A 20,245-nucleotide genomic window follows, 5' to 3' on the forward strand; every position below is an offset into this window, starting at 1 on the left:
CTGTCGCGCATTTAAATTGTATATTCAGGGCGGGCGGGACGCCCAACCCCTACTCCCCACAAGACTTTAATTTTTTTGGACATACAATTTAAATGCCGCAACAGCTTACTATTTCTGGCATCTAATTCCGGCTCATTCTACTTAAAAATGCTTTGAGGCGATCGCTTTTAGGGTTGGCAAAAACTTTATCAGGCTCTCCCATTTCTTCAATGATACCTTGATTGAAAAAGAGAACTTTATTAGATACTTCCCGCGCAAATTGCATTTCGTGGGTAACGACAACCATTGTCATTCCTTCGCGGGCTAATTGCTGCATAACATTGAGAACTTCTCCCACTAATTCGGGATCGAGGGCGCTAGTAGGTTCATCAAATAGCAATACTTCCGGTTTCATGCACAATCCTCTGGCAATGGCTACCCTTTGTTTTTGTCCCCCGGAAAGTTGTTCGGGATAATTGTCTGCTTTTTGCCCCAAACCGACTTTTTCTAGATACATTATCGCCCTTTGTTTGCACTCAGATGCAGGTAAATTGAGAACTTTACGGGGGGCTAACATTAAGTTTTGTAAAACGCTCAGGTGCGGAAATAAGTTAAAGTGTTGAAAAACCATTCCCACCCTGACTCTCAATTTTCGGAGTTCCTTAGCACCCACATCAGGACGAGATAAATCTACCCCTGCTACGCTCAAGTTACCGCCGTTAATGGCTTCCAGGCGATTTAAACAGCGTAAAAAGGTGCTTTTTCCGCATCCAGAAGGGCCGATTACAGACACCACGTCCCCTGGATAGAGGTTGCCGGTAACGCCTTTTAAGACTTGTAAAGTGCCGAAGCTTTTCTGCAGATTGTCACAGACTACAACAGGAGTAGAATTTTGCATAGTTTCACCTTCACCAAATGTGTCATCTTGCTATATTAATACTAATTCGCCTACATCTCCATAGTTAGAAACTAAGCGTTTTGGGCGCGTTTTCGGTAAATAGCCGGGATTGTCGCGACGGCGCACTCTACTTTCGATCGCCACATCAAGGGGATAGCTTTCCCAGACTCGCTACTAGGATATCTTAAATTTTCACTGCATATTGTAGATTTTGTTACGGTTTTTGTTTTTTAATAAAAATTAATATTTTTTATTATTAATGTCGGTCATTTTAAGATTAGAATGCCGAGTCAGAAATAAATTAAGCAAAAAAATGAATCTATTATTTCGGCGATTGGGTTGGTTGCGACATTTGGGAATGGCTTTAGTCAGTCTGTTACTGATTCTGGGAATCTACCTGTTCCCCGCTGCTTCCCAACAACCGCAGGGAAAACCCTTGAGAGTAGCTACAGAGCCTACTTTTCCTCCCTTTGAATTTCAAGCAACAGATGGCAGTGGTTTTCAAGGTTTTGATATCGATATTATGAAAGCTATTGGGGAACAAATAGGGGTAAAAGTCGAATTTGAAGGCTTGCCTTTTGATGGAATTATTCCCGCTCTGCAAGCAGGAACTATTGACGCTGCTATTAGCGGGATCACAATTACTGCTGAAAGGGCAAAAACTTTAGCTTTCTCTAATCCTTATTTTAAAGCAGGTTTAGCGATCGCGGTTCGGGAAGACAACAACACAATTAAAGGTTTTGATGACTTAAAAAACAAAAGAATTGCCGTTCAAATTGGCACTACTGGGGCGAGTGAAGCCAAAAAAGTAATCGGCGCAGAAATTACTGAATTTGATGGGACTGTGTTGGCTTTACAAGAGTTAGTTAATGGGAAAGTTGACGCAGTGGTTAATGACGGCCCTGTGACTCTTTACGCTATTAAAGAGGCGGGACTTAAAGGGGTTAAAATCGTCGGCGAACTTTTAACATCAGAATACTATGGGATTGCTTTACCCCAAGCATCTACTCAAGTTGCAGCTATTAATTACGGACTGTTTCAACTGTTAAAAACTGGTGCTTATCAAAGCATTTATCAAAAATGGTTTGCAGCAGCACCTCCCGATCTACCTTTAATTGCTCCCTCGATGGTAGGCATAGCTCCTCCAGCCTCTTCTATTCAAGCTCCTGCCGCAAGTCCCTCCGAACCAGCCGCAGAACAATCTGTCTTTATTCTATTGTTGCGGAATTTGCCTTTGGGAGCAGTTATAACCGTCACATTGACAGCTTTTTCCGTCTTTTTTGGTTTAATTGGCGGCACGTTAATTGCCATTGCTATGATTTCTGAATATAAGATTCTGGCGTGGATTAGTCGCATTTATGTGGAGTTCTTCCGGGGTACTCCTATGTTGGTGCAATTGTTTATCATCTACTTTGGCTTACCTGCTTTATTTCAAGGAATTGGACTGCAATGGAGTTTGGATCGTTTTCCAGCAGCTATTATTGCTTTGAGTTTAAATGTAGCTGCCTATTTAGCAGAAATTATTCGCGGCGGAATTCAGTCAATTGATAAGGGACAATGGGAAGCTTGTCAATCTTTAGGCATGAGTTCACTGCAAACCATGCAAGATGTCATTTTTCCCCAAGCTTTTCGGCGAATCTTACCGTCATTAGGAAATGAATTTATTACTTTAATTAAAGACACCAGTTTGACGGCTGTAATCGGCTTTAGTGAATTATTCCGTCAAGGGCAACTAATTGTGGCAACAACTTACAAAGCCTTTGAAGTTTACATCATAGTTGCTTTATTTTATTTGGTTTTGACTGCGCTTTCTTCCATGGTCTTTAAATGGTTAGAAATCTATATGGACCCGATCCGCATGAAGTCAAAAGCTAATTAGAAAGAAAGTTGACAGTTGACAGTTGACAGTTGACAGTTGACAGTTGACAGTTGACAGTTGACAGTTGAGAAAAGTTTTGAATTCTTAGGGTTCGACCTCTTACTCGAATAACGAGCGTAGCATCACGCCTAGTAAGAGGTCGTTCATGTGCCAAGAGTGTCCGCCAGAGTGAGTTTTGAATTAATAACTGTCAATAATCAAAACTCAAAACATACTTGCCCCAATCCGCGACTCAAAAATCCTTACAATTACCCATTACCGATGTACCTCATGTTACTGAAAAACAGTATATTAGGCTGTTACAAATTATTGCCAAAGTCTTCCCAACTTCAATCAAAAATCCTATAATTTATAGGACAATTAAAGCGGTACAACTTAAAAAAAGAGGAAGTATGACTGAGATTTGCTACAAAAACATACTGTTTGGTTTAGCTTGTTTGAGCAATGTTTTATTGACGAATAATGCAGCCCTCGCTACAGAATCCCAAGTAGCGCAGCCCACATCTCAGGAGACTGTAAATTTTATCCAGGAAATCCAAGAATTAACAGAAGAAATAGAACCTTTAGGACAGATAACATCTGTTTCTCAACTATCGGACGTACAACCAACTGATTGGGCATTTGAAGCAGTACGATCGCTCGTAGAACGTTACGGCTGTTTGCAAGGTTATCCCGACGGTTCCTATCGAGGCAATCGAGCGATGACTCGCTACGAATTTGCAGCGGGTCTCAATGCTTGTTTGAATAGAATGAACGAGCTAATCTCATCAGGAACAGCAAATCTAGTCAAGAAAGAAGAATTAGCTGCTATCCAGAAATTGCAGGAAGAATTTGCTGTCGAATTGGCAACCTTGCGAGGTCGCGTTGACGCTTTGGAAGCCCGCACTTCCGAATTAGAAGCTAACCAATTTTCCACCACAACCAAACTTAGCGGTCAACTAATTACCTTCTTGGGCGACGCATTTGGCGAGAATGCCAGCGATGTCAATAACCCCTCTTTCAATTATCGGCTGCGACTAACTTTAAACACCAGTTTTACAGGAAAAGACAATCTGATAGTTCAACTTCAGTCGCACAATATCAAACTATTCGATACAGGAGCAACATTTGGAGGCAGTGTAGCTGCTGCTTCGGCTGGAGTATCGGATGAAACTCGCTTCGTAACAGCTAGTGGCGACCCAAATACTGTAACGCTTCGCCAGTTAGAATATCAATTTCCTGTTGGCGATCGCCTGCGAATTTATCTGAACGCTCTGGCAGTCGATGCCTCATTCCTTACCGATACGGTTACACCTTTTATAGATCCAGCTACTGCTGGTATCTCTAACTTCGGTCAAGTTAATCCGATGTATGTTCCTACTGCTGGAGAGGGAGGTATTGGCTTTAATTTCAATCTAAGTAACAATTTCCGAATAGATGGGGGTTACTTTGGCGAAGCAGGTAGCGTCTCTAGTCCCCGTCGGGGTTCGGGATTATTTAATGGAGGTTATACAGCCTTTGCCCAATTACTTTATACTAGCGATCGCCTCAAAGTTGGTGTCCTCTACATCAACTCATATTCTCCTAAATTTGGAACCGACACTCTAGCTGGAAGTAATGCGGCCAAGATAATTCAAGTCAATGGAGAAGGTGCTTTTAATAATCCAGTTGTTGCTAATAGTTATGCAATCCAAGCTAATTACAGATTGAGCCGTCGCTTTGAAGTGGGTGGGTGGTTGGGTTATCAGAAAGCTCGCGCTTTAGGTGATGTTAAAGGAGATGCTGATGTTTGGAATTATGCTGTGAATCTCAATTTTCCCGACTTGATTAAAGAAGGCAATCAAGGAGGGATTGTATTGGGCATGCAACCTCGATTGGCTGGCACGAGCAATAGCGCTCTCGCTGAAGCTATTGGAGTGTCTCCAGGACAGAGAAAAGATCGCGATGTCGGCTTTCACCTCGAGGGATTCTACAGGTATCAAATCAATGATAATATCTCAATTACTCCTGGTGTAATTTGGCTGACAGCTCCCAACCACGACAAGCGAAATCCAGATACAGTGATTTTTGTAATTAGAACCAGTTTTTTGTTTTAATTACACAACGGTTAATCGCTCGGACTTGAGGTAATATCAAGTCCGAGCGATTGCAATTCATAAAAATGGTTGGTAGTGAGGACGCTCAGTCCTCAAAAAGAAGGACGCTCAGTCCTTACTACGAACCTGACTTATCACCAGAAAACGAGCGAGAAGCCCCGGGCTACCGACATGGGGAGGAAAGCGGCTGCGACTTCAGTCGCCTTGAATCAAAATCCATAGGAATAGCCATCTTTTTTGTGAATATGTTTGCAATATTTATGACTAATTCCTGCTACTCTTCCCTTTATTGTAGTGATGTCAAACGAACCGGATGCACGGCAAAGAACTCGTCCCACATAGGAACCGACTTTCTTGCCTGCGGTGACTGTCGCGCCAACGATGTCGCCAGTTTGAAAACCCAAATGGATCTGCTTTTTTGATCTATGTCGAATTGGGAAGCCAAACCGATCCGTGCCACACATTTGTCGAGTACCGTGTCCTGCTGCTTTTATTAGCAGCGGTTGAGAAGTCAGCACCTTTAATTCTTCGACCTTACCTACGCAAGCAGCATCTAACCAGTGAGTTTTAGCTAAATTTAGTCGAGTACGGTTGAATTTAGTCAAGCCGCCACTGCCAGTAGAAACAGGCAAGCCAGTTGTACGGAGTCGATTAAACAACGCCCAGCGAGTTGAATTGACTGCTGCTGCGTCTTTTAATGGACGTTTAGCTTGAGATAGAATCCGTTTCAAAATCTCTGGTTTTTTAGATAAGAATTGCTCAATATCTTGAGTGCCTTTCTTTTTGTTGCAAGCGTCGCAAGCAAGGCAAAGATTGGAAATGCGGTCGGAACCGCCTTTGGCTTTGGGATGAATGTGTTCAACCTGTAACGGTGTATTAATTACACCACAGTAAGCGCACTTCCTGTCCCATTTGTTGAGCAAATACTCGCGGATCTCGTAGCCATGTAAAATGCCTTGCTGGTATTCAATTCCAGAGATTTCTGGGTTTTCTAATTGTTGTAAATCAAATCGAACAAGCTCTTGAGCTATAGAAGCAATAGGAGCGAGTTTCATTAATCTAGTTACCCAAGTCAAGGTTGTTTCGACACGATGTTGCAAACTTGGAGCCAGCCATCCTTTCTGGCGATTTCTGTTTAGAAATCTAGCGGGACGATAGCGGGTATGGCGATTTCTTCTGCCTCTACGCAATGAACGGCGAGATTCAAGACTGGCTTTGATAGTTTGACCTCGGTGGGTTAGTTCTGCACCAAAGATTACTTTATCTCCTTGCACTAATGCGATTCCAGTAGTTTTGGAGCCAGGGTCTAATTTAAGAGTGATTGGTTTTTGGGGTGCTATTACCTCTACTTTGAAAATGAGTGTGAATGGATACCTTTTAAAGACGGCAGCTTTGCCATTGTTTAGCAATTTACGTGCCAATCCTGGGCGGACTGGATTGAGCGGCCGTTTGTGGATATCAAGTAGAAAAACGAAATTAGACATTTAATGTCCTCCATTGCTGGGTAAAGTTCGCTTTGAGAATGTTTCAGGAGCTTGTTATGCCAAAAGCACTGGTTTAACCCCGTTAATCCTGTTTAACTTTTGGCGATAGAGCGGAAAACTAGCGTCGCATTTTCCGGTATCATGACTCTAAAAACGTAGGTCTAATCCTGTCTCTGGTAAGGTTCGGGCTTTCTTCTTGCACTGCTCGGAACGAGCCGGACTTCCCAAAAGCCCCCGCTTTTAAGCGTGGGGTTCCTTACTGTCCATCGACCGGACACAATATAACTCGGATGCGCGAGCGAAGACGCTCGCACTCCTAACTGTTGTTAACTATCCACTGTCAATCGATCGACTATCAACGGACTAAAAGAATGCCGGTTGGTGGCGGATCAAATTCAGGAATTCTTCGCGAGTTTTCTGTTCCTCTTGAAACACGCCCAACATTGCACTCGTAACCGTCCAAGCACCGGGTTTTTGTACACCCCGCATCGTCATGCACATATGGCTGGCTTCCATGACTACAGCTACTCCCTTCGGTTCCAATATTGTCTGAACTGCTTCGGCAATTTGGCGCGTCAAACGTTCTTGCACCTGCAACCGGCGGCTGTACATCTCGGAAATTCTGGCTAATTTGCTCAATCCCACTACTTTTTGGTTGGGAATGTAAGCAATGTGAACTCGGCCCATAAACGGCAGCATATGGTGTTCGCACATACTGAATACGCTGATGTCTCGCACCAGTACCATTTCGTTGTGACCTTCGTCAAAGATAGCGCCGTTGAGGAGTTCTTCGAGGGATTGACTGTAACCGCTGGTGAGAAACCGCATTGCTTCAGCTACCCTTTTCGGAGTTTTGAGCAATCCTTCGCGTTCGGGGTCTTCTCCTACTCCCAGCAGCATTGTCCGAACGGCCTCCATCATTTCTTCTTGGCCTACTTCTGAAGCTATGGGCACGCTGGATTCTTGACCGTTCGAGGAATTGCGATCGGGGCGAGTGGGGATGCGCGGGGTGTTGTTCTCTGCGGTTTGTAACAGTTTCATGCTGTCAGTCGAGAGTGAGTTCGAGCCATTGGAATCGGTGGAAGATGCAATAGTCATAACAAGTTGGTGTGAGGGTGAATCGATTTTAGATTTTAGATTTTCGATTTTGGATTGGGCGATATAGCTAGAGATTCAAAGATTGTTGAATTGAGAAAAATTCAGCAGTCTAAAATCTCAAGTTCACAAAACTCCTGCGTTGGACATGAGCGTGATTTCTTCAATTACTGCACTTGCTGGCAACTGAACTGCGTGCAGAATTGATTGGGCGACGATTTCTGGGGTTAACATGGCGGTGCGATCGAAGTCGGCGTCCACGGTGTCTGTGTCCCACATGGGAGTGTTGACAGAACCCGGACAGATTGCTGTTACGCGAATTCCGCGAGCCCGTTCTTCGGCGGCTAAGGTTTTAGACAAAGCCATGAGACCGAATTTGCTGACGCAGTAGGCTCCCCAGTTGGGGAAGGTTTGGCTGCCAGCGATCGAGGAAACGTTGATGATGATTCCCGATCCGCGATCGCGCATGGAGGGCAAAACTCCTAGAATGCACTGCCAAACGCTAGTCAGATTCAGGTCTAGAACGTTCTGCCAGTCGGCTAGGGAGGTTTCCGTCAAGGAGCCGGTGTAGCCCATGCCAGCGCTGTTGACCAGGATATCTACGGAACCGAATTGAGCTGCGATCGCGCTGATGCTGCTTTGCACTTGCTCAATTTTTGCCAAGTCTAAGGGATAAGCTTCTGCTTTCACTCCGACTTCTCGGGCTGCTGCGGCAACTGCTTCTAAGTTTTCTGACTTTCGGCTAACTAAGGCCAGATTTATGCCCTCGGCGGCGAACGCTAGAGCCGTCGCTTTGCCAATACCGCTGCTGGCTCCGGTAATCAGAGCCTGCTTTGTTGTTGGATGGTTCATTCAGTGTCCTAATACTTTCGGTCGGCAACTCCCTACAGCGTTGCAGCCTTCTGAGGCAAATTAGACAACTGTCTGCTGCGGGTGATAACAGTTAATTATGAGATGAACATTAAGAACTGTTAAGCCGGTGTCACCTGAGAAATTATAACACTGCTGACAGATCCGCAGAATAATGAGCTGTGAATTATGAGTTTAAAGTTAAGAATTTTTAACTCATAACTGATAACTCTGAATCGATCGGCTCAAGCCGAAATTTCAGTGAATACACCGATGTGGCGAAACTTTTGATACCGCAGCTCGCGTCGCTGCTGACCGGTAAGCTGTGTTAGTTCTGCTAAGTTGTCTAACAAAGCTTGTTTGAGTATGGATGCAGCTTTGAGGGGATTCGAGTGAGCGCCGCCGATCGGCTCTGGCACTATTTGATCGAGAATGCCGAGGTTTTTCAAATCCCAGGAAGTGATTTTCAGGGCTTCTGCGGCCAAGTTAGCTTTGCCAGAGTCTTTCCAGAGAATGGCCGCGCAAGCTTCGGGGGTGGCGACGGTGTAGACGGAATGTTCCAGCATCAACAGCCGCTCGCCGACACCGATACCCAATGCGCCGCCGGAACCGCCTTCACCGATGACGGTGCAAATAATGGGAACGTCGAGGCGAAACATTTCTCGGAGGTTGCAGGCGATCGCCTCTCCCTGTCCGAGCTGTTCTGCTTCTAAGCCCGCCCAAGCTCCGGGGGTGTCGATAAAGGTGAAAATTGGCATTCCGAAGCGATCGGCGTGTTCCATCAACCGCAGGGCTTTGCGGTAGCCGCCGGGAGCAGCCATGCCGAAGTTGCGGGCGATATTGTCTTTTGTGTCGCGTCCTTTTTGATGGCCGATGATGACTGTGGGACGCCCGTCTATGCGGGCAATTCCGCCGACGAGGGCCGGGTCGTCTCCGCCGCGCCGATCGCCGTGAAGCTCGATCCACTCGTCGCTAATTGCCTGAATGTAATCGAGGGTGCTGGGGCGGCGCGGGTGACGGGCAAGTTGCAGCCGCTGCATGGGGGACAAGCTGCTGAAGATTTCTTGTCGCAGTTGGGCGGAACGCGCTTCGAGTTTGCGAATTTCGTCGGTGACATCGACGCTGTTTTCTTCGGCGAGTTCGCGAATCTGGTGAATTCGGGTTTCGAGTTCGGCCAGGGGCTTTTCAAAATCTAAGAGTAAGGGTTTACGGTCTGGGTTTGGCACGCGGATAATTTCTATAAGGAAGGTTTTGTCAGGTTTTGTCGATCGACTCTTTCGAGATCCTACCCTGTCAGGGTATGCTGTTCGGCATTTAAAAGACGATAGTATGGTGCGTCAGTAGAGAAGTGTTTCCCGCATAAGCGCGTAAGTGTTCACTCCTGACGCACCCTACAAGCTTCGTTAGTGGTTTCAATGCTCCACAGCTTATGCTGTAAAATAGGAGAAATTTGGAAGTTTTGAATTATGAATTATGCTTTGCTTCCTACCGCGCTGGAAAACCAGGAGCTGGAGCTTCCTTTCAATTTTAAATATAATAGGTTAATCCGCATCCCTTCCGTCTGAATTCCCCCAACAGTCAACAGCCAACAGCCAACGGGAGCATCTCAGTTTGGTAAAAAGCATTTTTTTTATTGTAGTGCGAGCGTCCCCGCTCGCGTATTGTACAATACGCGAGCGGGGACGCTCGCACTGTAAATGCAAAACTGAGATGCTCCCCAGCCAACAGCCAACAATCAACAGTCAACTGTCAACTGTCAACTGTCAACTGTCAACTGTCAACATCAAACTGACATTAATAAAGGTCGGAAACCGTGTTTTACAGAAATCAGACCGATTTGCTCCATCTTCTCCACAGTAATTTGGTTCCGTCCCCAAGAAAAATTGGTATACAATTTTTCAAATTCCAGCAGCATTGATTCGGCAAAACAGGCAAACAACTGTCGGCCCGGTACATCCATATTGACAATCTTCATAATTTTCCACTCAATATCGAGGGAATGCTCCACAATCCCGCCATTGAGTACGTAAATTTCGGGATGCTGAACCTGAGTTGCCAGATTTTTCGGATAGCCACCGTCAATCAATAAACATGGTTGCTTCAATGTCTTAGGGTCAATTTCTACTCCCTTGGGCATACTGGCTACCCAGACTACAATATCGGCTTGGGGGAGGGCTTCTTCCAAGTCCATAATTTTGCCTCGGCCCAATTCCGATTGCAAATCTTGTAATCGTTCTTTGTCGCGGGCAATGAGCAACAATTCTGCTACATTTGTTTTAACATTGAGCCAGCGACACACAGCACTGCCAATATCGCCAGTAGCACCGCAAACGGCTACAGTGGCTTTTGAAAGTTCAATCCCCAATTTAGGGGCTGCTTCTTCTACTTGGCGGCACAGGATGTAAGCCGTGTGAGTGTTACCAGTGGTGAAGCGCTCGAATTCCAACTTGAGATTGCGAATTTGCTTAATTTGCTGCAAGTTGAAAGTCTCAAAAATGATTGAAGAAAAGCCGCCTAAAGCAGTGATGTTAATCCCGTTTTTTTGAGCGTGTGCCATCGCATTAAGGATTTTGCGAGTGGCTGCTTTAATCCGGCGACTGGCTAGCATTTCTGGCAGAAAACAGGACTCCACATAGCGCCCTTCTATTTTTTGTCCAGTGATGCTTGTTACCGTGATCTGATCAACTATTTGAGGCGGTGCGCTGCACCAAAAATCGAGACCTTGATCGGCATATTCTGGATAGCCCAGCTCGTTAGCTACTGATTGGGCGTGTTCTAAGCTGGTTAAGTGACCGATTAGACCAAACATTAAGTTGTCAAATGAAGGAAGATGGAAGGTGGAAGATGGAAGATGGAAGATGGAAGATGGAAGATGGGAAGATTAAAAATTTATATTTTAAAATGAGTTATCCCATTTTTAATTTTTAATTTTTAATTTTTTTCCCATTCTTTATTTCCGAATTAACTAGGCTGCGAGGCCTTGTGCTGACATCCGCATGATATCGCGGTTGTTAAAGCCTATGTTGCCTAGAGCTTCGCCGTAGGCAATCATAAAGTCTTCGATTAAAGCGTCTTTTTCCATTCCCAAGACGCGGGCATCGTCTGCGACAGCGTTTAGCAGCTTCCAGATGATGGGCAGGTTTTGGCGGTTGGCGGCTTCTAGTTCCGCTTTGGATTCCTCAAAGTGAGCTTGCAGCCAGACTTCCCCAAAGTTGAGGTGGCTGTATTCTTCTTTGACGACGCCTTCGGTGATTTTGCGAGCAAAGTCATCGGCGACGGGGATGTAGATGTTGTAAGCTGCGATCGCAAAACACTCGATAATTAGCGATTGAATCAACAAGCAAGTTACAATCTGACCTTCGGCCGCTGCCGTTTGGAAGTTTTTGTGCAATTCCGAAAAGAACTCTTTGGCAAATGCCATGTCGGGCGTGACTTTAAGATTCCGGCCACAAGCTTGGAAGCCTTTCATGTGGCGGTTCTCCATCTTGGACAAGCCAATTAACTCTGCTTTTTTGTCAGCCAACAGTTCGGCCAGTGTCAGGTAATTATCGTGAGCTTCTTGTTCGCCTTCAATAACAATGGCGTTGATGCGGCTGTAAGCATCTTTGTAAGTTTCGGTTTGAAAGTCAATTGTTGGGCTGGCCTCAAGCTGGGGCATAGATATGTAGTCTCCTTATATAAGCTTGCGGGATGTTTGGAAACCCCTTTAAAATGGGGGGTCAGTGACAGTACACTTTACCTATTTTGAACGCACCCCATCTAAATCACAGATTATAGCTGAGGATTCTTTCGACAAAGAACTTTTCTTTGACTATCCGGGAAAAACTGGCGTCCTCAGCGTGTTGGCCGGACTTTTGCCGTCGAACACTCCAGAAAGACTATCGCTAGAATGCTATCTATTTACTAATTACTGGAATTAGTCGTTAGTCGATCTTTTGCCCGGAAATAGATGATAGAAATAGGGTCTATGTCTCCACCTTTAAAGGTTTTACAGTACCAACTCTATCTCTAACATTATATCCTAACCACAACTTCCTCGCTGGGTACTCCTTCTTTCCCTCTACCACATATTATGTTGTATGGGAATCCTCTGGGAGGCGATCGGGTTGGAGAACCTCACAGGCTTATTATTTTAGGTTAATTCACAAATTTATGGGTAAATCCTTTGACAGGTCTCAAGCGCTGGAACTGCTGAGTTTTATTTTGTTGCTGGCGGGGGCTGCGCTGGTGCTGCTGCCACTGGCTGCTGTATTTTTGGTTTCTTTATCACCATCTGGTGTTGGTGTCAAGGCCACAGGCTTGACTTTTGCGAACTATCAGGAGGCTTGGCGGCGGGGCAATTTTTTATTGGCATTCTTTAATTCTACTCTAGTGGCGATCGCAGTGACGGGTTTTCAGGTTGTGACTTCTGCTTTGGCCGGTTATGCTTTGGCCAGGCTGAAGTTTCGGGGGCGACAGGCCGTAGTTTTGGGGGTTTTGGCGACGCTGGTAATTCCGTTTCAGCTTTTGGTGATTCCGATTTTCTTGGTTTTGAAGTGGGGCCATCTGCTGAATACTTACGGGGCGCTGATTTTGCCGACGGCGGCTAACGGTTTTGGGATTTTTCTGCTGCGCCAGTATTTTATGACTGTTCCGGTGGAGTTGGAGGAGGCGGCAATGCTGGATGGGGCTAACCGCTGGCAGGTTTTGTGGCAGGTGATGCTACCTTTGGCGAGGCCGGCTTTGGTGACGCTGTTTTTGTTTACGTTTATCGGGGAGTGGAACGATTTGTTTAAGCCGCTGGTGTTTACGACGCGGCCCCAGTTGCGAACTGTGCAGTTAGCTTTGGCTGAGTTTCAGGAACAGTTTACTAGCAGTTGGCAGTTGTTGATGGCGGCGGTGGTAATTGGAACTGTACCGGTGGTATTGCTGTTTTTGGCCGGTCAGCGGCAGTTTATTCGGGGGATTGCGGCGACGGGGATTAAGAATTGAGTTTGAGATGCTTGGCAATTAAGTTTGTAGTCATTTGTTGAACCCTTCTTTAGAACAGGCAAGATGCCTGTTCCACAAATACTAAATATTCTTGTGGAACAGGCATCTTGCCTGTTGCTGACATTGGTGCGAAGTCAACTCCAAGCGGACTAAGAGATAAAGGGGATATCAAAGCTGTATTATCTGAATCTATGCAAAAGCTCGGTTTGTTTTTATTTGTCCTATCTTTTCTACCGTGGTTGGCAGTCTTATTTGTTGTGCCCTTCCTGCGGCTGGACATTCCCCAAAAAACTACTTTATCGGTCGTTCTGGCTGTTGGGGCAGAAGTTTGTTTTTGGATTAGCGTAGTGCTGTTGGGGAAAGAAATAGTTACTAAATATCGGCGTTATTTGCATCCCCGATATCTTTGGAAAAAACTTAGAAATTTTAACCGCAGATGAACAGGGTTCGACGCAGATAATGAGCCGGGATGTTGGCATTTATCTGCGGTCAAGGTTTAGCTATTCGCTGAAAATTTGCAAGCGAATAGAGCGTTCTCCGTCTCCGAAATCCACTTCAATCTTTTCTCCCGAAAGACTGTCCAAGCATCCCAAAAGCAACCGCAAATTCGGTGTGCTTGCTCCTGTATCCACGTATAATCTATCTGCCAAACTGCCTAAACGCTTCCAAATCGTGTATAGTTTGACTACTGTTTGTTCTAGCTGTGCGGCTTGTTTTACAACGTCGGCGGTGGTTCCCAAACAGCCTACTCGCAAAGATTCTTCTAAGGCCATTTCCATGTCTAAATGAGACTGATTGAGAGCTTGCACTTGGGCGGCGGCGTCGAGATATTTTGATAAGTTCTTGGCGTCGGATGTTAGCTGTTTGACAGTATCTACGTCGGGATTTTCGGCTACTTCTTTTTGAATTTCGCTTTGGTGAGATGGGGAGAGTTTCTCCATTTCTTTGACTAAAGGAGCGAGGTAGCGGGAAGGTAGAGAACCGGTAGATGCTTTTTCTTTGACTTCTTCTGGCAATAAATCTGAGTTCATTGCCATCCATTCGTCGGATAGTTGTTTGACTTCGCGGCGGGTGATACGATCGCCATTTGCTGCGGCATCTGTTACCATTTGCTGGACTTCGGGAGATGCTTTGGCGGTTTCTACAAAGGCTCTTTTGCTGAAGTTTCTAATGGAATCTGGGTCTAAATCTCCTTGCTGGATAAGAGTGTCGGCACTATTAGCTAATTCTATCAAAGAATAGGCTTGACTTTTGCCAATTTCTCTTTCTTTGAGCCAGTTCAAAAAGCCTGTGCCTCGTCCTTCGCCGCCTTTTTTTTCTCTGTCTCGGACTGTTCGGAGAATGCGTCCCCGCCAAATGTCGGTTTGCAAGTCGAAGCGATCGCACACTTTCCAGGCATTGTCAACTTGATTTTCAAAGTCAAACTCTGGTATTTGTTCGTCTTCGGGGTCTGGCAATTGGAAATTGATATCGGTAAAGCCCTTGAGGGCTTCTGCAAGTTCTGCGGGAGATTGGGGGACTTCAGCCATTAGGAAAAATTTGTGTAGTGCAACAGCCGGTTTAATTGGTAACTTGCACGGGTTGACAGTTGAGACGCTATATGTAGCGGTAAGGTAGGCAAGATTTACCTACTAATAGAGCTTTTGTGCAAGTCATATCATTATTGCACGATGGGGGACGATCGGGCGATCGCTACCTGCACAAAAAATCTTCTCCGAGAGTGGCCGCACAGCGTCGCAACAATCAAAAAGTCGGTGGCACAGATAGTCTGGTATTTTGAATAAAGAACCACTAACCGGATAGTTAAAGGAACTAATTACCAACTACAACGGCGATACTTTATCGCGTTCAATCTCCTCGTGGGGAGGCGTTTTCCCGTTCAAAATTGTGCCATCCTCGGGCAGATTTTGCGGGCGATCGCGCTTCCGAAAGCGATCGCGAGCCGAGACAACCACCACATACAGAACCGGCACCATAAACAAACTCAACACAGTAGAAACAACCATCCCCCCGGCGATCGCATTCCCCAGCGATCGGCGACTCGCTGCACCCGCACCTTCTGGGTTAATTAGGGGAGCAATCCCCAAAATAAATGATAGAGAAGTCATCAAAATCGGTCGTAAACGCTCTTGAGAAGCCTCAACTGCCGCCTTAGCAATTGAATATCCCTGCTCCCGTAACTGGTTCGCAAACTCCACAATTAAAATCGCATTTTTACTTGCCAATCCAATCAACATCACCAAACCTATCTGGCAATAAACATCATTCGCCAAACCCCGTAACGACTGAGCTAAAAGTGCACCTAAAATCGCCAGAGGAACCGATAACAAAATAATGAAAGGATCGACATAATTTTCATACTGAGCCGCCAAAACCAAGAACACAAAAATCAGTCCCAAACCAAAAATAATTGGTGCTTGACCCCCCGACTCAATTTCTTCTAAAGAACTCCCCGACCATTCATAGCCAAAACCTCCTGGTAAAACTTGAGTGGCCACTTTTTCCATCGATTTTATCGCCTGTCCAGAACTCGCTCCCGGAGCCGGAGAGCCACTAATTTCAATTGACCTATATAAATTGTAGTGGTTAACAGTTTGCGCTCCCACGACGGGAGTTATCTTCACCAAATTGCTCAAAGAAATCATTTCATTCTTTCCAGAACGCACATACAATTTCCCAATATCTTCAGGGTTATCACGAAACTGTTTATCCGCCTGAACATACACCCGATAAGTGCGCTGCTGGAGGTTAAAATCGTTCACATACTGAGAACCCAGAGCCGTTTGTAACGTACTGAAAACATCATTAATGGGAATATCTAGAGCCTTAGCTCGATTGCGGTCAACTTCCACAACTAACTGAGGCGTATTCGCAGCAAACGTACTAAATACCGCCTGCAATCCCGGTGTCTGATTCGCCTGCTTTAAAATCCCACCCATCGCCTGAACTAGAGAATCTAAACCGCTGTTACCTTTGCGGTCTTGCAATTGAAATTGGAAGCCTCCAAATTGACCTAAACCTTGAATAGCCGGCGGATTCACAGGGAAAATTCTAGCTTCGGGAATCGCGAAAAACTTACCCCGCAATTTACCAATAATCGCTTGTACGGTTTGATCTTCACCTTTCCTTTCTTTCCAGGGTTTAAGGGTAGTAAATATAATCCCTTGGTTGGAACTGTTACCACTAAAACCAAAGCCACCTACAGAAAAAGTCCCCACAACTTCAGGAACTTGAAGGATTTCTTTTTCAACTCCGTCCATCACCTGCTGGGTGTATTGCAGCGAAACGCCTTGAGGCCCTTGAATAATTGTCAGAAAATAACCCTGATCTTCCTCTGGGATAAATGCTGTCGGTACTGCTAAATAAAGCCAAGCTGTGAATCCCAGAGAAGCGATAAACAACAGGGTAACAATGGTTTTAAATCGTGTTAAGAATATTAAGGAATCTCTATATTTCTTTTGCGTCCAATCCAGAAAAATATTAATGCGGTTAAACACCCAACCCAACGGGCCGCCAAACTTCTTACCTGGGCGCAGTAATATAGCGGCAAGTGAGGGAGTAAGAGTAACCGCCATAAAGGTAGAAAGCAGCACTGAAAAAGCAATTGTTAGGGCAAATTGTTTATACAGTGCTCCCGTTGTCCCTGGGAAAAATGCCACTGGTACGAACACGGCCATCAATACTAAGGAAGTGGCAATTACAGCACTAAAAAGTTCCCGCATTGACTCGGAAGCTGCTTGGCGGGCATTCATACCTTGGCGGACTAGACGGTCAATATTTTCGACTACGATGATAGCGTCATCAACCACTAAACCTGTTGCTAAGGTAAGACCAAATAGAGACAAACTGTTAATCGTAAAGCCGAAAGCTTTGATAAAGGCAAATGTCCCAATCAAGGAAATGGGAATGGTGATGGTGGGGATAATCGTAGTGCGCCAATCTTGCAGGAAAACAAAAATAACTATCACCACTAGCAATACTGCTTCAAACAGAGTTTTGACTACTTCTGCCATTGACTCTTGGACAAATTGAGTCGTATCTAGTGCGGTTCTATGTATCACCCCCGGAGGGAAGTTTTTAGCTAATTTTGCCATTTCTACTTTGACGGCGTTGGCAACATTTAGAGCATTACTTCCTGGCAATTGGTAAATCCCTAAACCCACAGCGTCATTCCCTCGAAATCGCAGGAAAGAGTTATAATTTTCTGCTCCTAATTCTGCTTTGCCGACATCTTTTAACTTAACTAAAGTTCCATTTGGTTCGCTTTTAATAACTATGTCTTCAAATTCTGTGGGGCTTTTTAGACGACTTTCGGCACTCAAATCAATCTGATACATTTGCCCTTCTGGGGCTGGTTCTTGACCAATTCTTCCTACACCAACTTGCAAGTTTTGTTCGTTAATTGCTCTTGTTACATCTTGCATTGTTAGATTACGAGCCGCTAATTTATTGGGGTCGATCCACAGGCGCATAGCATAGCGTCTTTCCCCAAAAATTCGCACGTCGCCCACGCCTTTTACTCTCTTTAAAGTATCGGCTAAATAGAGGTCGGCGTAGTTGCTTAAAAATATGGTATCGTATTCTTTATTTTCGGTGAATAATCCTATAGCCAGCAGGAGGCTGTTAGATTGTTTTGTAACTGTAACTCCTGTGCGCTGTACGGCATCTGGCAGTTGTGGTTGAGCGACTGCAACTCGATTTTGCACATCGACGGCGGCGATATCTTTGTCGCGGGAAGTATCAAAGGTGGCTGTAATGGTGCTAGTTCCACTGTTAGTGCTACTGGAAGTTAGATATTTCAGTCCTTCAATGCCGTTGATTTGCCTTTCTAGGATGTTTGTTACCGCATTTTCGACAACTTCAGCATTCGCACCGCTATAGTTGGCTGTGACGTTAATTTGGGTGGGGCTAATGTCGGGGAAGCGTTCGATCGGCAATGTGGGAATGCTGATTGCGCCTACCAAAACAATAATTAAGGCGCAGACGCTAGCAAAGACAGGCCGTTTAATAAAGAAATCTGCAAACATTATTTGGGTAATGGGTAGTTGCGGATGGCTAATTGCTAATTGCTAATTTACCCGATATTGTAGGGGTCGTGCCCCCGTGCCGACCCCCATCCAGAAGGGATCGGGGCAGGGCAGCCACGGGGGGCAGGGCAGCCACGGGGGGCTGCCCCTACAAGAATGAAACAGCCCTACTTAAAAAGGGGCACAAGAACTGGAGGTAGCATATTAATTTTTGCCCCCCACTGGTAATTTTTTCCCTGCTTCTTTCCCTTCCTCTTGAGCCATAATCGGAACCCCGTCTGTGAGGTTAAGGATGCCGGCAGTAACAATTTTTTCTCCGGCTTTCAAACCTTCGATAACTTGATAATTATTCCCCTCAATGGCTCCCAATTTCACGGATTTTTGTCGCGCTACTAAAGGTGGCATCCCAGGTTTTGGCTGTTCCGGCTTTTGAGCTGTGAAGACAAAAGTTTCTCCACCTAAGCGAGTGACTGCTGTTACTGGAACTAAAATTCCGGGGTTCTGTTTCCAGATGACTTTAGCTTTTACAAACTGGAGATTAAGCAGTTCACCGGTGGGGTTGGGAAAGGTGGCTTTAGCTAAAATTGTTTGGGAATTGGCGCTGACGTTGGGGGAGATAAAACTGATTTGACCGATCGCGATCGCCTTACCTTGAGCGTCGAGCATTTGTACTGGCAGCCCTAAGCGTAATTGAGGCTGCCGTTCCAAAGGAATTGACAACCGCAAGTCTAGCAATTGGTTCTCAGTCAGGGTGGCAATGGCGTTACCTTTTTGCAAGTAATCACCTACTTTCACTGGTATGTCGCCGATGACTCCCGCGAAGGGCGCGATGACCGCAGTTTCTTGCAGTTGTACTTCAAAGCCGCGCACTTGAGCGGCGGCCTCGGCAACTTGCGCTTCAGCTTGATCGAGCTGTTCTTGGCGAGTACCGTTGGCTAACTGCGCTAATCTGCTCTTGGCTTGTGCGACTTCTGCTTCGGCTTTGGCTATTTCCTCTGGGCGCGAACCGTTTTGCAATTGCCGCAAAGCTTGCCGCTGCTGTTGCAAGGCTGCTGTGCGCCGATCGATCTCGGCTTGTCTGTTCTTTTGCCGCTGCTCAAACCGCCTTTGAGCTTCTCGGAGGTTGGCTTTGGCGCTGCCTTCTTTTTGGGTGTATTGCTCGAGGGTGTTCGCGGATTCTGCGCCTTCTTTTGCCAAGGCCTGATATCTGGCAAGCTGCTGGCTGGCTAACTTTGCTTCGGCTGTGCTTGCTTCTATTTGCGCTCTTGCTTGGGCGATGTCTTCTAAGAGGCTACCTGTTTGGGCATCGGCGAGGTCGGCTTCAGCTTGGCTAACGCGGGCTTGGGCTTGACCAATTTCTTCTGGCCGAGAGCCCGATCGCAGTTGGGCGAGGTTGGCTTGGGCTTGGGCGACTTGGGCTTGAGCTTGGGCGATTTCTTCGGGCCTGGCTCCTGCTTGCAATTCGGCTAAGTGGGATTGAGCGCGGATCAGGTTGGCTTGAGATTGCCTCAAGTCAGCTTGGGCGCTGTCGCTTTTCATGCGGGCGATGGCTTGCCCTTTATTTATGAAGTCCCCGGATTTGACAAAAATCTCCGTGACTAGCCCTTCTGTTTCGGGTTTGATTTCTACCGAACGCTTGGCTTCTAAGCTGCTAACAAATTCGGAAGCATCTTCGACTGAGCTGGTTTTTACGGCGGCGAGCTTGACTGGTATGGCTGGGGGTTGGGCTGCTGCTGCCGATTGCTGTGGGCGATTCTGACCCGATTGCCACGAGTACCAGCCGAAACCTGCTGCGCCTGTGGCGATCGCGATCGCGGCAATTAGAGGCCAGCGCGAGCGTGGTTTAGCAACAGATTCAGGGCGATCGACAATAGGCGGAAAATCATCCGGTTGAGCGCTGTCTGCATCCGTTGGGTGCAGTTCGGGTGTGGCAGGTTTTTGCTCTTCTGTTTCAACGACGGATTCTGGGAATTTAGAATTACTCATTG

General features: G+C 46.0%; 16 protein-coding genes. 6 read left to right on the plus strand and 10 right to left on the minus strand.

The window, feature by feature from the left end:
* Positions 1–121: 121 nt before the first annotated feature.
* The gene (locus QUB16_RS24820) at positions 122–877 is read right to left on the minus strand and encodes an amino acid ABC transporter ATP-binding protein (protein WP_333320243.1); all 756 of its coding nucleotides are present in this window, start codon (positions 875–877) and stop codon (positions 122–124) included.
* Positions 878–1,190: 313 nt separating this feature from the next.
* Here QUB16_RS24820 and QUB16_RS24825 point away from each other — a divergent pair, with 313 nt between their 5' ends.
* Together QUB16_RS24825 and QUB16_RS24830 are read left to right on the plus strand one after the other, a co-directional pair.
* Positions 1,191–2,756 (plus strand): ABC transporter permease subunit, encoded by a 1,566-nt coding sequence (locus tag QUB16_RS24825; protein ID WP_333320245.1) that lies wholly within the window; start codon positions 1,191–1,193, stop codon positions 2,754–2,756.
* Positions 2,757–3,148: 392 nt separating this feature from the next.
* The gene (locus tag QUB16_RS24830) at positions 3,149–4,831 is read left to right on the plus strand and encodes an iron uptake porin (RefSeq protein ID WP_333320247.1); all 1,683 of its coding nucleotides are present in this window, start codon (positions 3,149–3,151) and stop codon (positions 4,829–4,831) included.
* A 209-nt stretch (positions 4,832–5,040) separates the two neighbouring features.
* On the opposite strand, the gene iscB is transcribed toward QUB16_RS24830, so the two are convergent.
* The 6 genes from iscB to QUB16_RS24860 form a co-directional block, all read right to left on the minus strand.
* Positions 5,041–6,315: an RNA-guided endonuclease IscB gene (gene iscB / locus QUB16_RS24835; protein ID WP_333320249.1), complete on the minus strand. Its 1,275-nt coding sequence runs from the start codon at positions 6,313–6,315 to the stop codon at positions 5,041–5,043.
* Between the two features lie 363 nt (positions 6,316–6,678).
* On the minus strand, positions 6,679–7,413 hold the full coding sequence (folE, locus tag QUB16_RS24840; RefSeq protein ID WP_333280439.1) for a GTP cyclohydrolase I FolE: 735 nt from the start codon (positions 7,411–7,413) through the stop codon (positions 6,679–6,681).
* Positions 7,414–7,536: 123 nt separating this feature from the next.
* Positions 7,537–8,262, minus strand: coding sequence for an SDR family oxidoreductase (locus tag QUB16_RS24845; RefSeq protein ID WP_333320251.1), 726 nt, complete (start codon positions 8,260–8,262; stop codon positions 7,537–7,539).
* A gap of 242 nt (positions 8,263–8,504) precedes the next feature.
* Positions 8,505–9,485, minus strand: coding sequence for an acetyl-CoA carboxylase carboxyl transferase subunit alpha (accA, locus tag QUB16_RS24850; protein WP_333320253.1), 981 nt, complete (start codon positions 9,483–9,485; stop codon positions 8,505–8,507).
* A gap of 557 nt (positions 9,486–10,042) precedes the next feature.
* On the minus strand, positions 10,043–11,068 hold the full coding sequence (locus QUB16_RS24855; protein WP_333320255.1) for a long-chain acyl-[acyl-carrier-protein] reductase: 1,026 nt from the start codon (positions 11,066–11,068) through the stop codon (positions 10,043–10,045).
* Positions 11,069–11,224: 156 nt separating this feature from the next.
* Positions 11,225–11,917: an aldehyde oxygenase (deformylating) gene (locus QUB16_RS24860; protein ID WP_333320256.1), complete on the minus strand. Its 693-nt coding sequence runs from the start codon at positions 11,915–11,917 to the stop codon at positions 11,225–11,227.
* 64 nt (positions 11,918–11,981) lie between these two features.
* Here QUB16_RS24860 and QUB16_RS24865 point away from each other — a divergent pair, with 64 nt between their 5' ends.
* The 3 genes from QUB16_RS24865 to QUB16_RS24875 all read left to right on the plus strand — a co-directional run bounded on the left by QUB16_RS24865 (position 11,982) and on the right by QUB16_RS24875 (position 13,670).
* Positions 11,982–12,179, plus strand: a complete 198-nt coding sequence (locus QUB16_RS24865; RefSeq protein WP_333308105.1) for a hypothetical protein — start codon at positions 11,982–11,984, stop codon at positions 12,177–12,179.
* Between the two features lie 232 nt (positions 12,180–12,411).
* Positions 12,412–13,230: a carbohydrate ABC transporter permease gene (locus QUB16_RS24870; RefSeq protein ID WP_333320258.1), complete on the plus strand. Its 819-nt coding sequence runs from the start codon at positions 12,412–12,414 to the stop codon at positions 13,228–13,230.
* 107 nt (positions 13,231–13,337) lie between these two features.
* Positions 13,338–13,670 carry a transporter suffix domain-containing protein gene (locus QUB16_RS24875; protein ID WP_333320260.1) on the plus strand — a complete coding sequence of 111 codons (333 nt, stop codon included), beginning with the start codon at positions 13,338–13,340 and terminating at the stop codon, positions 13,668–13,670.
* Between the two features lie 60 nt (positions 13,671–13,730).
* Here the strand turns inward: QUB16_RS24875 and QUB16_RS24880 are convergent, their stop codons facing one another.
* The gene (locus tag QUB16_RS24880) at positions 13,731–14,759 is read right to left on the minus strand and encodes a hypothetical protein (RefSeq protein WP_333320261.1); all 1,029 of its coding nucleotides are present in this window, start codon (positions 14,757–14,759) and stop codon (positions 13,731–13,733) included.
* Between the two features lie 116 nt (positions 14,760–14,875).
* On the opposite strand from QUB16_RS24880, the gene QUB16_RS24885 reads away from it, so the two are divergent.
* Positions 14,876–15,010, plus strand: a complete 135-nt coding sequence (locus tag QUB16_RS24885) for a hypothetical protein (RefSeq protein WP_333320263.1) — start codon at positions 14,876–14,878, stop codon at positions 15,008–15,010.
* Between the two features lie 43 nt (positions 15,011–15,053).
* Here the strand turns inward: QUB16_RS24885 and QUB16_RS24890 are convergent, their stop codons facing one another.
* Positions 15,054–18,257 (minus strand): efflux RND transporter permease subunit, encoded by a 3,204-nt coding sequence (locus tag QUB16_RS24890; protein WP_333320264.1) that lies wholly within the window; start codon positions 18,255–18,257, stop codon positions 15,054–15,056.
* A gap of 204 nt (positions 18,258–18,461) precedes the next feature.
* Complete coding sequence (locus QUB16_RS24895; protein WP_333320266.1) at positions 18,462–20,243, minus strand: efflux RND transporter periplasmic adaptor subunit; 1,782 nt, start codon at positions 20,241–20,243, stop codon at positions 18,462–18,464.
* Positions 20,244–20,245 lie beyond the last annotated feature (2 nt).

The organism is Microcoleus sp. D3_18a_C4, assembly GCF_036702415.1.
Classification (GTDB): Bacteria; Cyanobacteriota; Cyanobacteriia; order Cyanobacteriales; family Microcoleaceae; genus Microcoleus.

What these genes read in the sequence shown, in the direction of transcription:
- QUB16_RS24820 (WP_333320243.1), bottom strand. Translation starts at nt 877, where the DNA reads ATGCAAAATTCTACTCCTGTTGTAGTCTGTGACAATCTGCAGAAAAGC.
- QUB16_RS24825 (WP_333320245.1), top strand. Translation starts at nt 1,191, where the DNA reads ATGAATCTATTATTTCGGCGATTGGGTTGGTTGCGACATTTGGGAATG.
- QUB16_RS24830 (WP_333320247.1), top strand. Translation starts at nt 3,149, where the DNA reads ATGACTGAGATTTGCTACAAAAACATACTGTTTGGTTTAGCTTGTTTG.
- iscB (WP_333320249.1), bottom strand. Translation starts at nt 6,315, where the DNA reads ATGTCTAATTTCGTTTTTCTACTTGATATCCACAAACGGCCGCTCAAT.
- folE (WP_333280439.1), bottom strand. Translation starts at nt 7,413, where the DNA reads ATGACTATTGCATCTTCCACCGATTCCAATGGCTCGAACTCACTCTCG.
- QUB16_RS24845 (WP_333320251.1), bottom strand. Translation starts at nt 8,262, where the DNA reads ATGAACCATCCAACAACAAAGCAGGCTCTGATTACCGGAGCCAGCAGC.
- QUB16_RS24855 (WP_333320255.1), bottom strand. Translation starts at nt 11,068, where the DNA reads ATGTTTGGTCTAATCGGTCACTTAACCAGCTTAGAACACGCCCAATCA.
- QUB16_RS24860 (WP_333320256.1), bottom strand. Translation starts at nt 11,917, where the DNA reads ATGCCCCAGCTTGAGGCCAGCCCAACAATTGACTTTCAAACCGAAACT.
- QUB16_RS24870 (WP_333320258.1), top strand. Translation starts at nt 12,412, where the DNA reads ATGGGTAAATCCTTTGACAGGTCTCAAGCGCTGGAACTGCTGAGTTTT.
- QUB16_RS24880 (WP_333320261.1), bottom strand. Translation starts at nt 14,759, where the DNA reads ATGGCTGAAGTCCCCCAATCTCCCGCAGAACTTGCAGAAGCCCTCAAG.
- QUB16_RS24890 (WP_333320264.1), bottom strand. Translation starts at nt 18,257, where the DNA reads ATGTTTGCAGATTTCTTTATTAAACGGCCTGTCTTTGCTAGCGTCTGC.
- QUB16_RS24895 (WP_333320266.1), bottom strand. Translation starts at nt 20,243, where the DNA reads ATGAGTAATTCTAAATTCCCAGAATCCGTCGTTGAAACAGAAGAGCAA.